Source organism: Pantoea rwandensis (assembly GCF_000759475.1).
GTDB classification, from domain to species: Bacteria; Pseudomonadota; Gammaproteobacteria; order Enterobacterales; family Enterobacteriaceae; genus Pantoea; species Pantoea rwandensis_B.
In genome coordinates, this window is sequence record NZ_CP009454.1 from 589,453 (window position 1) to 602,955 (window position 13,503).

General features: G+C 50.2%; 11 protein-coding genes. 1 reads left to right on the plus strand and 10 read right to left on the minus strand.

Annotated features, from left to right (window positions below; all coding sequences use genetic code 11):
- The first annotated feature begins 208 nt into the window (after window positions 1–208).
- The gene (gene ligB / locus LH22_RS02585) at window positions 209–1,951 is read left to right on the plus strand and encodes an NAD-dependent DNA ligase LigB (RefSeq protein ID WP_038644021.1); all 1,743 of its coding nucleotides are present in this window, start codon (window positions 209–211) and stop codon (window positions 1,949–1,951) included.
- Here the strand turns inward: ligB and LH22_RS02590 are convergent.
- The 10 genes from LH22_RS02590 to treB form a co-directional block, all read right to left on the minus strand.
- On the minus strand, window positions 1,892–2,509 hold the full coding sequence (locus tag LH22_RS02590; protein ID WP_038644022.1) for a trimeric intracellular cation channel family protein: 618 nt from the start codon (window positions 2,507–2,509) through the stop codon (window positions 1,892–1,894). The two genes, ligB and LH22_RS02590, sit on opposite strands and share 60 nt — an antisense overlap.
- 321 nt (window positions 2,510–2,830) lie before the next feature.
- The gene (locus LH22_RS02595) at window positions 2,831–3,475 is read right to left on the minus strand and encodes an oligosaccharide flippase family protein (protein WP_038649777.1); all 645 of its coding nucleotides are present in this window, start codon (window positions 3,473–3,475) and stop codon (window positions 2,831–2,833) included.
- Between the two features lie 74 nt (window positions 3,476–3,549).
- Window positions 3,550–3,816 carry a hypothetical protein gene (locus LH22_RS02600; protein WP_034823852.1) on the minus strand — a complete coding sequence of 89 codons (267 nt, stop codon included), beginning with the start codon at window positions 3,814–3,816 and terminating at the stop codon, window positions 3,550–3,552.
- Between the two features lie 436 nt (window positions 3,817–4,252).
- Entirely contained in the window at window positions 4,253–4,648 is a 396-nt protein-coding gene (locus LH22_RS02605) for a hypothetical protein (protein WP_034823851.1), read from the minus strand.
- Between the two features lie 218 nt (window positions 4,649–4,866).
- On the minus strand, window positions 4,867–6,009 hold the full coding sequence (locus LH22_RS02610; protein WP_369801880.1) for an alanine racemase: 1,143 nt from the start codon (window positions 6,007–6,009) through the stop codon (window positions 4,867–4,869).
- 72 nt (window positions 6,010–6,081) lie between these two features.
- Entirely contained in the window at window positions 6,082–7,563 is a 1,482-nt protein-coding gene (locus LH22_RS02615; RefSeq protein WP_240474686.1) for an efflux transporter outer membrane subunit, read from the minus strand.
- Window positions 7,564–7,675: 112 nt separating this feature from the next.
- Window positions 7,676–8,599 (minus strand): kdo(2)-lipid IV(A) palmitoleoyltransferase, encoded by a 924-nt coding sequence (gene lpxP / locus LH22_RS02620; protein ID WP_038644026.1) that lies wholly within the window; start codon window positions 8,597–8,599, stop codon window positions 7,676–7,678.
- A gap of 420 nt (window positions 8,600–9,019) precedes the next feature.
- Window positions 9,020–10,288, minus strand: coding sequence for a maltoporin (locus tag LH22_RS02625; protein WP_200539252.1), 1,269 nt, complete (start codon window positions 10,286–10,288; stop codon window positions 9,020–9,022).
- Window positions 10,289–10,331: 43 nt separating this feature from the next.
- Window positions 10,332–11,981, minus strand: coding sequence for an alpha,alpha-phosphotrehalase (gene treC, locus LH22_RS02630; protein WP_038644030.1), 1,650 nt, complete (start codon window positions 11,979–11,981; stop codon window positions 10,332–10,334).
- Entirely contained in the window at window positions 11,965–13,416 is a 1,452-nt protein-coding gene (gene treB / locus LH22_RS02635; RefSeq protein ID WP_052059339.1) for a PTS trehalose transporter subunit IIBC, read from the minus strand. The genes treC and treB overlap by 17 nt, the downstream gene beginning before the upstream one ends.
- Between the last annotated feature and the right edge of the window lie 87 nt (window positions 13,417–13,503).

Here is a 13,503-nt window from a genome sequence, read left to right on the forward strand (position 1 = left end):
GATTTCCTGCACAGTATACACGGCTTAACGGTGCCACGCAGCGTTTGCCGTTGGGCTAAGGTAATTCTTTTTCTGTGAACCCGCGCCAGACAACGCGGTAAGCCGCTGCAAACGGCTTAAAAAACCGGGAATACGTTTGCTCTTTATCACCTTCAGCACTGGTCATTGCCCTCATCGCACTCTCCAATAGACAAAAAGGAGAGCAACGATGAAAGGATGGTGGTGGCTGTGTTGCTGGTTTTTCACTGCGGCTTGCGGGGCTGAAGCGTTGTGCCCTAACTGGTCACCGGTGCGCGCCGAACAAGAGATAGTTCAATTACATAGCCAGCTACGGCACTGGGATGATGCCTACTATCGCAAGGGCACGAGTCTGGTTAGCGATGGGGACTATGACAGCCTGCAGCAACGCTTACTGCATTGGCAGCGCTGCTTCACGCCGGATCAACAGGCTTATAAAGCGCAGCCCACAACGGACGGTAGTACCCGACATCCGGTGGCACACACAGGGGTACGGAAACTGCGTGACAAGCTGGCAGTGGCTTACTGGATGCAGGATAAATCGCCACTGTGGATACAGCCGAAAGTCGATGGCGTAGCGGTAACGCTGGTGTATCGATGCGGGCAATTGGTTTCTCTGGTGAGTCGCGGCGATGGCCTGCGTGGGGAAGAGTGGGTAAGCAAAGCCCATCATATTCCGGCAATTCCACCGCACATCGACACCGAGCGCGAAGAGGTGGTGCTGCAAGGTGAGCTGTTTCTGCTCATGACCGATCATCAGCAAGCACGTGACGGAGGGCGAAACGCCAGAGCGCAGGTGGCGGGTGCGATGATGCGTCATGAAGCTTCCCCGCTGCTGGCAGATCTCGGCATTTTTATCTGGGCATGGCCCGATGGTCCAATTCAGATGCCCGCTCGACTGGCGCAGTTATCACGCTGGGGATTCGGTCTGGCGCAGGACTGGAGCCGCCCAATCGAGAACGAAGAGGAGGCGGAGGTGTGGCGCGATCGCTGGTTCCGTGCATCTTTGCCGTTCGTCACCGATGGCGTCGTGATCCATCAATCACCCGTCGGTGCCGGGCGGGACTGGCAGCCTGGTCAGGGACACTGGTCCGCCGCGTGGAAATATCAGCCGGTTGAAGTCAGCAGTGAAGTGCTGTCCGTGGATTTCAATGTAGGGCGCACAGGGAAAATTGCCGTGGTGCTGAACCTCATTCCCGTTCAGCTGGATGATAAAACCGTGCGCAGAGTGAATCTTGGATCGCTGCGGCGATGGCGGGAGCTGGATGTCATCGCAGGTGATCAAGTGATAGTCACGTTAGCCGGTCAGGGGATTCCTCGCTTAGAGCGAGTAATTTGGCGGGTGAGAGGGCGCGATTATCCTTTAACACCGCAGCAGGGCGAATTTAATCCGCTGTCTTGTTTGCACTTCAATCAGGATTGCCGGCTGCAGTTTTTATCACGCCTCAGCTGGCTCAGTCAGAAATCGGTGCTGAACATCCCTGGCGTGCAACGGAGTAGCTGGCAGCGATTACTGAACAGTGGCGCGATCACCCATCTTTTCTCCTGGCTGACGTTAACGCCAGAAGAGATCGCGCACGACAGCGGGATGTCCTCTGCGCGGGCACAAGAGATTTGGCAGCGTTTCCAACAGACACGTCAGCAACCCTTTCGGCGCTGGGTGAGCGCATTAGGTCTACCGCTTCCCCGTTCCGCGTTGCAGGCCTTACCGGATAACGACTGGACAGCGTTACTGGCTCGCTCGACAGAAGAGTGGCAGCAGTTACCGGGCATCGGGCGCACGCTGGCAGAGCGAATTGTGACCATGCTGCAGGATGAGGAGTTACAGCAACTGATTCGCTTTTTACAGCAGCAGGAAATTCCTGCTGCACCTTCAATGCTCGGGGTGGGGATAGTTGAAGATCGGCAGGCCAAGGCGGAAGCGCAGCGCTAATAAGCGGCCAATGAAGCCGGCCAGCAGCGTAATGATCACCACGGCTTCATGGGGAAGCGGCGTTTTGAGCAGCAGAATGTAGAGCCAGCCTGCGGCAAATGCGATACCGGCATAGAGCTCTTTTTGGAATACCAGCGGGATGCGATTGCAAAACATATCACGCAGCACGCCACCAAAAACCCCCGTGATCACGGCGGCAATAGCGGCAATGATCGAGGCATGACCAGAATCCAGCGCGACCTGCGCGCCAATAATGGAGAACACCACCAGGCCAAGCGCATCCAGTACCAGAAACACTTTACGCAGATGATTCATTAAAGGGGCAACAAAAGTGGTCACCACCGCAGCGGCGGCCACTATCATGATGTACTCCGGGTTTTTAACCCAACTCAACGGATAATGCCCGAGCAAGATGTCACGCACCGAGCCGCCTCCGATTGCAGTGACGGACGCAATGATGATGACGCCAAACAGGTCCATTTTGCGGCGACCAGCGGCCAGCGCACCGGTCATAGCTTCGGCGGTGATACCAATAATGTAGAGAACGGTTAATAACATAGAGCACTCCAAAAGATCGGCGGCCAGCCTAAAGATTTCCTCAGCTATCGACCACTGAGTATTTCTAAAGCAGACATCATCGGATTAGCTGTTTTGATGCCGCACATGCTAACAGGCTTAACCCGCTTGATAAATCAGGCGTGCGTTATGCTTTCGCATTAAAAAATGTGATGTGCTCCGTGTGATCGTGCAGGTCTGAGAGGTAAGAGGACGGGGAAGAAGAGATGTTAACCGTATCAAAAAAGAAAAAAGCGTGCTGGCGACCAGCACGCGAACGCATCTTCTCAGATGCCCAGAGCCCACCATACAGACTTGTTTTTATTATCCGTTTCTTGCTCGCACGTTAGCGAAACTTTTCAGGCTAAAACGGTATTCTGGCTGGAACCAGGAACGACCGTAGTAGCAGTAGACCAGCATTCTGATGGATACCATGGCCAGGTAGCCCCAGATAGCGCACAACACTGAAGGGGTCAGCCATACGGTAAACAGTGTGACACCCAGGCCTACCAGCACCGATGAGGTTTCTGTGAAGGCGATACGCGAGAATTGTTTCTCACGCTGTAATATGGCGCGATAATGTTGCCCTTGCGGAATAATGATGAAAATCACCGAAATCATTTCCAGCATAATCGCCATTTCCGGTTGATTCATTATTCGGCTATATAAATCACTACCAATAAACAGCACGGCGAATATCATCATGCCACTTAACACATTTCCCCAGTAGAGAATGGAAAGTTCGCTGTTATTAAGGTTTATATTTCTGATAACTGAATTACCAAACCCACGATCGGCAAGCGTATCAATAATCAATAACATCACAATGGCAATGGCGAGTAAATCTAACTCGTTTGCCTGAAGTATTTGTGCCAGAAGTGAAAGCTGTAAAACACCAATGCCGACGATTTTTATGGATGACAAAATTGACCATTTGGCGCTGGCCAAACTTTTTTCTCTTATCGCCATGTTCTGCTCGTTATGGTACATGTACCAATGCAATTAAGGGTTCACCCGGGCGCCTGCCCAGAGTACAGATCACATCAATGCAGCGTGTCCTGACGCAGCCCTGAAATGCCTTTCAGAGTTTGCCACGTAAAGATGCATTCAATTAAATGATGCTCTGAATTTAAAGAGATGCCCCTGGCGCGTAAATATTTCATTGTCTCAGCGGTATCTCCTCCTGTTCGGAGGAAATCCGCAAGATCATTATAAAATCCCTTTGAATTATTATATTCCCCGGCCAGTATCCTACTGGCAATCTCAACAAATTCTTTTTCAGACAACAAAGGATAGGTTGAGCGATCCATGTTATTTCCCTGCTGTTGTTATTATCGGGTATTGCTGTGTGTGAATGAGTTATACCGTGTTTTAATTAAATTAACACCATAAGAAAACTCCTATAAATGAACTTCAGGAATAAATGGTTTCAGACTTTGCATCAGAATAGATAAGGGGACGGCTGAGCGATTAATAAGTTATGTCAGACATTTTGATCGGCGATTAAACAAGTCATTTGAATAAGTAAGAAAAAACACCGATAAATCAGAGGGACTAAGATTTAGGTGACGTGCTCTCACCAGGAATTTTCCTGGTGAGAAGACTTTAGCCAGACTGGTGATTAGCACGAAAAGGAGCAGATATCATCGTTAAACAGTTAAACGCTATTACGTGGAAAAAATTGACTCTTTTATGGATTACTTCCAGCGAAAATTAAAGCATTACGATTTTTATAATGCATTGATTCTAATGAGTTAACAGGTGTAGAAGTTGATCCAGGTCGCGTTTTACCCAGGCAACATCCTGAGAAAATTTTTCATCAGACATAAGGGGTTGGCGATAAACCACCATCACCACTTCGGCTCCCTTTTCGTTAGCAATCACGCGCATCGGCATATAAATCTCCTTACCGCTGCCGGTATCGATCCAATGATCCATGACGCCAAAGGGGTTATGTGGCGTGAAGCGGATTTTCACTGAACCTTCAGGTCCTTTGGCTTTCCAGTAGTTACCCTCTTGCGTGAGCGTACTGGCACTTAGCCCACTGGCCCATTTGGCAAAGCATTCAGGTTTCCAGATGGTTTCATATAAATCTAACCAGTTGCGGGGAATGGTCAGCGTGACTGTTTGAGATGGCAGCATGGAACCTCCGTTAGGCGAATGAAAGGCAGGGAATCCGTAAGGGTGGCTTCTGGAGATGAATGATGACCGCCACAGTAAAATGGCGGTCTTAAGGCCGTACCCTACAGAATGATGAGACTGCCTACAGCAAAGAGTACCTTAACTGAAGGGGATTCCGCTGCAAATGGCAGGATAGTGGAAGTGTGCTGCAACAGAGGTTTCCAGTAAATATCCTGCTATCAGATAAACTTGCCACGTCCCTGAATATCCTTCGTCTCTGCTGTGCCGTCCTGATGGCGTAAAACAAAGCGGTCAGATTGAGCCACTACCGCGCAGCTGTGATTGGGGAAGATGCGCAGCAGAGCCCCACGCGCCGGAGCATGATCTCCGTATTGCAGAAAGCCATGCTCTTCCGAAAGCTTCAGAACGTCGTATTGGTTGCCCTGCTCATCAACGGCGATACCGAAACCGCTGGCGTTAGTGCCGTGCGGACCTTTATCAGAGCTGAGCATCTTGGAGCCGGCATCAATAATCGCGTAATGCGGATTCACCGCCACGACACGTGTTACCACGCTGAGTGCCAGTGCATCGGGCGTGCACAGCCCCAGGCGCCAGGCGGTAAGATCCAGCAGCGCATAATTTCCCGGACGAATCTCGTCGCTGCCTTCAGCCACCGGCGCGGCCAGTGCTGTAGGCGTAGAGCCAACAGAAATGGGGCAATGCGCAAAGCCTGCAGCGATCAATTGCTGCTGAACCTGGTGCATTAATATGATTTCTTGCTGTGCAACTTCAGCAATAGCCTCGGCATGACCTGCGCCGTAAGCATGGCCGGCGTGCGAAACCAGTCCGGCAAAAGGCAATCCCGCTGCTTTAATCTGCTGCGCCAATGCCACGGCGTCACCGCTGTGCGGATCAACCCCCACGCGATGCAATCCCACATCGACTTTAATGGCGATAGAGAGTTCACAGCTGGGCTGCTGGCGATGCGCTTGAGCAATGGCCGTGACGCCGAGAGTACAGTCGGCAATACAGGTGACACGCGCCTGATGTTGCACGGCGACAGCCAGTAATTCAGTGAGTGTATCGGCGTGAACAACGGGATAAGCCAGCAGTACATCACGCTCCCCGCCAAGGATAAAGGCAATACCCTCACTGGGTTTTGACACGGTAATCCCACGCGCACCTGATTGACGTTGCTGCTCGGCAATCCAGACACTCTTATGGGTTTTAATGTGTGGGCGCAGCGCGACACCCGCAGCATCGGCTTTTTGCTGCATGTGTTGCAGATTACGTTGCAGACGCGTCGCATCAATTTCGAGATAAGGCGTCAGTCGGTCAGCGATAAGCGGCCGTAACCAGCCGGCATTGGCATTCTGTTCCATCATGATAATCCGCAGAGTATTCCAGGTGCGGACTATCATTCATTAATGTGCGGCAGAATGCCAGCCGTCAGCTTATCCCTTAGCTGAAGCGCTAGCGTTCTGGAATCCGCCCCCCAGGTCTTCAATCAGCACCACCGCCAGATTGATCTGCTGCGCTTGTAACGCCACCAGTTTCTGATCGGACTCGATGAGTTGGTTCTGAATGGTTAGCACATCAAGGTACGGACGCAATCCTGCGGTGTATTCACGGTTTAAATCATCCCATGCGCTATGAATGAGTTGATTCGCGCTCTGCTGCTGCGCCAGCTGATCCTGAATCGACTGCAGTTGCGTAATGGTATCGCTGATATTACCCATGGAGCCAATCAGCAGCTTGTTGTACTGCGCCACGGCCAGATCATAGTTAGCGTCACTTTCGGCTAAATCGGCGCGGCGCTTGCCGGCATCGAAGATCGGCAGAGACAGACTTGGACCCACGTTAAAGAATCGGCTGGGTGCACCGAAAAATGCATCGCCGAGCAGTGAACGTGTACCGGCTTCCGCCACCAGGTTGATGTTGGGATAGAACTCGGTTTTCGTTGCGGCAATTTGTTTTGATGCCGCTTCTACGCGCCAGCGTGCTGCCACCACATCCGGGCGACGGCCCAAAAGCTCCGCTGGAATATTACCCGGCAGCGTGGCGGCAATTGGGACACTCATTTTCGCCGGTTTCAGTTGGTGCCAGTAATCGGGCCCTTTGCCGATCAGCGTGGAGAGTTGAATGCCAGCATCGGTGACATTCTGTCTGGCTTCGGTCTGAGTTGCTTCAGCGGTTTTTTGCTGCGACAGCGCCTGCTTATATTGATAGTCGGACGTCAGACCGGCGCTGACATACTGCTGCTGAATTTTGGCGATGCCACTGGAACGATCGGCATTCTGCTTTGCCAGTTCAGCGTTCGACCAGGCCAGGTTGAGGTTATTCCAGGCACGCGTCACGTTGACGGCGAGTGTCAACTGGCTGGCCTGACGATCTAACTCACTGGCGCGCGCCTGGCCCAGCGCGGCTTCTGCCGCATCTTTCTTACCGCCCCACAGATCAAAGGTGTAGCTCATGCCGATATTGGCCGTGCGCAGCGTGCTGTAGCTTTTCCCTTGCAGAAGCGGGTCGTCGACTTTTGCCACACGTGAACGCGTGATTCCGGCATTGAGGTCCACATCGGGATAGCGCTCAGCATCGGCGGCAATGACCTGCGCATTGGCTTTATCGGCCTGCGCATTCACCACCTGCAGATCCGGGCTTGAAGTCATGGCATCAGCAATGAGCCGATTCAGCTGTGGATCGTTAAATCCCTGCCACCATTCGGTTTTCGGCCAGTTTGCTGCGCTGAAATGCGCGCCGCTAAGGGATGCATTGGCTTGCAGTGAGTTGGCATCGAGCAATGAGTTATGAGGATGTAAGCCGTGCGGATTGGCACAACCAGCCAGCAGTGCGCTGGCCACGGCAAGCGCCAGCAGCGCGCGTGGTTTAGTGGTAAATAGCAGGTTCATGTTTTTGGTCAGAATAGAAGAGAGCATACCATTACATGAGTCTGTGCAATTTTTGACAAACCTGTTTTTCGTTAAGAATGGTTGGTAAATGTGAGCAGTGCAGAAGGGGCAGCAGGCGAATGCCTGCTGCATCAACAGATTAGACGTAAAGTGACGCTTCACCCGGTGGGCGAGTTTTAAAGCGGCGGTGCAGCCATAAGTATTGCTCAGGTGCGCGCAGGATCTCTTTCTCGATCACTTTATTCATGTATGCCGCGGCAGCCGCTTCATCTTCATACGGATAGTTTTGCAACTCCGGCTGAATGATGAGCTGATAGCCGCTCTTATCGCTGTTGCGGATCAGCACAATCGTTAGCATGGCCGGTTTAGCCAGACGCGATAAAACGAAGGTGCCATTGGTGGTAGCCGCTTTTTCGACAGCAAACAGCGGTGCGAAAACGCTGCCTTTTGGGCCGTAATCCTGATCTGGCGCGAACCAGACGGCTTCGCCCTGTTTCAACGCCTGCACCATACCGCGCAGATCGCGACGATCAATCATCGCCTTATTCGATCGCATACGACCTTTCGTCTGTGCCCATTCCATTGCCTGATTATTGTGCGGACGATACATCGCCATCATCGGCTGACACAGCCCAGTGATGCGACCCCCCAGCTCAAGCGACATAAAATGCACGCCAATCGCCATCACGCCACGTTGATCTCGTTGGGCATGTTGCAGGTTGTGCAAACCTTCAACATGGAAATAGCGGCGAACGCGCGCATCAGACCAGAACCAGGCAATGCCGGTTTCTGCCAGCGCCATACCAAGGGATTCAAAGTTACCCGCGATCAATACCTCTTTATCTTCCTCATTGATATGGGGGAAGCAAAGTTCAATATTGCGGCGGGTAATGCGCTCACGACGCTTCAGGAAGTGGCGCGACAGCTTGCCGGCAGAGGCGCCAAGCCGAATTAAAACAGGATAGGGAAGCTGCACCAGCAGCCACAGCACACCCAGCCCAAACCAGGTAAACCAGTAGCGGGGATGCAAAAGTTTAGAATTGAACTGCCCGTTTTTCTTCATAACGCCTTCAGGGAGAGAGTGGGTGTATCGCACAAAGAAGGGTGTCCATGAATTCCTGGCGGTACGGCTGTGTTAATTACGACCAGTAGATTAGCAAATAGTGCCCTCAAAGAAACGTAATCTCTGCAATCTCCAGGATTGAGAGGTTTCATTGAGATAAGGAAATTTAAAAAAATGATGATGTAAATTGTATATACTTAATTGAATTATAGATGTTTTTACACAATGAATGAAGCTGTGAGCTGAGTTCGACCTTCATACCTGGTCAAACAATATCATGAATGTATACCGATCTTTTCAATTAACCTACATTGCGAAATTTCAAAAATCGGCTAATCACATCAACAACAGATGAATATGTATACTGCCTTTCGGTTAAAACGAATAGTGCGCAAGTAGAACACCTGCGCACTAAATCAGTTACCACCACGCTTCAATCTGAGCACCAAATGCAATTTCGTTGTTTGACCCTCGGCTGTAGGTTTTTGCTGGAGTATCTCGCATTGCCAGATCCTTGCGGTATCCGCTATCGTTTGCAGAAGCATAGCCCCAGTTTTCATTCCATTTCGCATAAGTTGTATACAGGCGTAAGGCAGGGCGTGACCAGATGCTTTCTCCTGCCTGCCATTGCTGTGCCAGAGTGAGCTTGTATTGCCTATTGCGTTCATTAACCTGCTGCGATTTGACACTGTCATAACCTAGCTCAAGCTGCGTGCTCATTATCGGCGTCCATTTGTACATTGGACGAACACCCGCGCTATACCATGTCGATCCACTCTGATTGACTCTATCTACATTTTGATAAAGCGCGACATACATCAGTCCCCACTTATCGTTGATATCGAAAGCACCATGATTAATGAGCCTGATCATACTGCCATTGTTATCAACACTGGCTCCTTCAGGCCGGCCTGTCCGCTGGGAGGTCATCGCGTCAGTGGCATATTGGAAGACAAACTTATTAAATCCTTCCTTTAATGTTTGCGTATGCTCGGCCGTTGCCATCCAACCACGTGTTGAGGCACCCTCTGTGAGTGAAAAACCTTTCTGCACCTGGGCACGGCCATAGTCAACGCCGAGTTCGAGTGTGCCCCCGGGATTGGTTTCAATATCCGCCAGGCGCACATCAAAGGTGTCATTGATCGTGGGTTGCCACTTCATTTGATTCTCAATAAATCCCCACGACCCGCCTGCTTCGGTGTTGCGTGTCACTGCAAATGAAAATTTTCCGACTGGGGTATGAATATCTTCTAATCCTGCGCCAGGACCAGAAATGTCCCAGTAGTAAAAATCAATCATATGCACATCATGGCGTTGATAAAGACGTTTACCCGCCCATAACGTTGAGCCAGGCAACGCCTCAATCAGATTCTTGCCTTGAATATTGGCCTCACGAAAATTAGGCGTCACGCTCTCTACGTCATTCTGCTGGGACACAGCGTACGCGACAAGAGTATCAAGATAAAAACGCTGTTCATTAGACTCCCAAAGGGATTGACCCAGTTTAAGTTCTGCATAGGTCTCGCATTCATTGCCCAACCGGAAAGATCCATTTGCCCCCGTGGTGCGGGCACATTGCTGCTCACCTCCTTTGCTACTCCATCCAATGCCAGAACGCACATAGCCACCGAAATCGACTGCCATTACGGGGTCCACAACGATAAGTCCTAACAGCGGAATTAAGCGCATTGATTTCCCTGGTTTATTCATGATTATTTCCTTTTTTATTGAGTTATTTAAGAGTGAGGTAGAGGCATTCGTAGGGGCGTAAAGTAGTATTAGCGGCATTGCGCCGATAATTACTCAGCAGTAGGCGGCCACTCAACATTGTGGAATCAAGCGTTTGGGTTGAACTGCTGAGATTAGCGATGATCTTAAGCGTTGAGTGACCCGTGGCATGGCGTGTGTAACACCAAAGTGATGGGTGATTGGGTAACAAATCGATGTAATTGCCTTCGGTAAGCACGGGCAGTGTTTTACGCAGATGAATGAGTTGCTGATAGAGATAAAACACGGAGTCTGGATCACTTAGTGCTTGTTCCACATTGATTTCGCGAAAGTTCTCGCATAGTGAAATCCATGGTTCAGCCTGAGAAAATCCGGCATGCGGTGAGGTATCCCACTGCATTGGGGTGCGTCCGTTATCGCGAGATTTGCAGGCAAGGGTGCGCATTAATGCGCTTTCATCACGTCCCTGTGCTTTATAGGCAGAGTAGAGATTCAGTGTTTCAACATCTCGATACTGTGAAATATCGTTGAAACCTGGATTGGTCATGCCAATCTCTTCACCTTGATAGATGAAGGGAGTGCCTTGCATGCCATGAAGCAGCATGGCCAACATTTTGGCGGAAAGCACACGCCATTGATCGTCGTTACCGAAGCGAGAAACAATGCGCGGTTGGTCGTGGTTACACCAAAACAGTGCATTCCATGCATGGCCATGCATCCCTTGCTGCCATCGTCTAAAAATGGTTTTTAAAGCAACAAAGTCAGGGGCAACAAGGCTCCACTTTTCCCCTTGTTTATAATCCACTTTTAAGTGGTGAAAATTGAAGGTCATCGACAATTCGCGACCATCAATAGCGGCATATTGGCGGCAGTGCTCCAGTGAAGTGGATGACATTTCACCCACCGTCATCAGTTGCAGTGGCTGAAAAATCTCGCGGCTGAACTCCTGCAGGTAATCGTGAATATGCGGGCCATCGGTGTAGTAACGCCGCCCATCACCTTGGGTGTCATTGGGAAAATCATGAAGTTTTGAAACCAGATTGACCACATCAAGGCGCAAACCATCTACGCCGAGTTCTGCCCAGAACCGGCATACATTTTTGAGCGCTTCGCGCACGGGCGGATGTTGCCAATTGAGATCGGCCTGTTGATGGCTAAATAAGTGCAAATAATATTGCTGGCTTTGTTCATGCCATTGCCATGCGCTTCCACCAAACTTTGACTGCCAATTATTGGGCGCTCCTTTTTGCCCTGCGCTTTTCCAGATATAAAAATCCCGATACGGACTTTCAGGATTCTCTGCCTGTTTAAACCACGGGTGCTGTGTCGAAGTATGATTAAAAACCATGTCCATGACGACACGAATACCATATTGATGCGCAGTAGCGATTAGCTGTAAAAAATCAGCCAACGTGCCGTAACTGGGATCAATATTGCAGTAATCGGCGACGTCATATCCATTATCAACTTGCGGTGAAACATACATTGGCGTAAGCCATATCGCGTCGATACCGAGTTTTTTTAAATAGGGCAGACGTTGTGTGATCCCATTGATATCACCTTGTCCATTGCCCGTGCTGTCTTGAAAGCTTTTTGGATAGATTTGGTAAATGACCGCATTTTTCCACCACGGGTTACTATTCAGTTGTTCCATAACTGGCGTCCTGGCTTTGTGTCGCTTCTTGTTGAGATGAGTGGTTTTGGTGTCTATAGATCAGTGAAGTAAGAACGGCTGGAACAACTATTGCGACCAGCGTTGCTACGGCAAATACACCCCAAAACTGCGGTTTAATTGAGAGGATGCCGGGTAGGCCACCAACGCCAATTCCGTTGGCATTCACGCCATAAAGGCCACACAACAGTGCCGCAAGAGCGGAGCCGACCATGGCACAGAGCATGGGATAACGGTATTTAAGGTTGATGCCGTACATCGCGGGTTCAGTGACACCCAGATAGGCGGAGATAGCGGCTGGAACGGAAACTTCGCGCTCTTTCTGTTTTTTACTGATTAAAATAATTCCAACAAAGGCAGAAGCTTGGGCGATATTTGAAAGAGCAATCAATGGCCATAATGGCGTTCCTCCCGTGCTTTGCAGCATTTGCATGTCAATCGCCAGTGTGGTTTGGTGCACGCCAGTGATAACCAGAGGAGCATAAAGAAAGCCGAAAAGCGCAGCGCCAATAGGTGCGAAGGTACCGGACATGACGCTTTTCACGCCCCAGGCAACCGCATCGCCCAACATGCGTCCGAAAGGACCGATTAGGGCATGAGCCAGAAATACCGTCAGGAGTAAGGTAGTGACGGGCACAATGACCAGATGCAGGAAATTTGGGATGACTTTTTTGAATTGATTTTCAATGAAGGCAAGGGCGAGGCCCGCAAGCATGGAAGGAATAACCTGAGCTTGATAACCTACTTTCTCGACAGTAAACCAACCAAGATTCCATACTTCAGGTATTTGCTGTCCCAGGCCATAGGCGTTCATGAGCTGGGGTGAGACCAGCGTAATGCCTAGCACAATACCCAGTATTTCCGTGCCTCCCATCTTTTTAACCGTTGACCAGCACACGGCAACAGGCAGGAACATGAAGATAGCTTCGCCCGGCAGCCAGAGCAGGTCATACAGTGTTTGCCAGATAGGGGAGATTTGCGCCAGTGTCTTTCCGTTACTGACTGGAATATCACCAATAATGTTACGAAAACCGAGAATCAGTCCCCCGCTGATCAATGCGGGTAGCAGGGGAAAAAATATTTCTGCGAAATGTGAAATAGCGCGTTCAAACGCGCTCATATTTTTACGTGCGGCAACCTTCACCGCGTCTTTATTTTGATTATGGCTACCCGTAAGGTGCATTAATACACTGTAGTAATCCCCAACATCCGTACCGATGACCACCTGAAATTGCCCGGCATTAGTGAAGCAACCTTTGACCATCGGTAAACTTTCTATTTTTTCTGGAAATGCCAAACCGGGATCGTTTAAGACAAAACGCAGTCGTGTAATACAGTGACTCACACTCGCTATATTGTATTTTCCACCTACAAATTCAATTAAGCACTCAACATCCTGTTGTTTGTCTTTGCTCATTTTGTTTAGCCTTTAGCTCTAGAGTTTAATCACGGCTAAAAAGGCATGTCTCCTTTCTAACCCTCTGGCGCAGACAATACACAAACA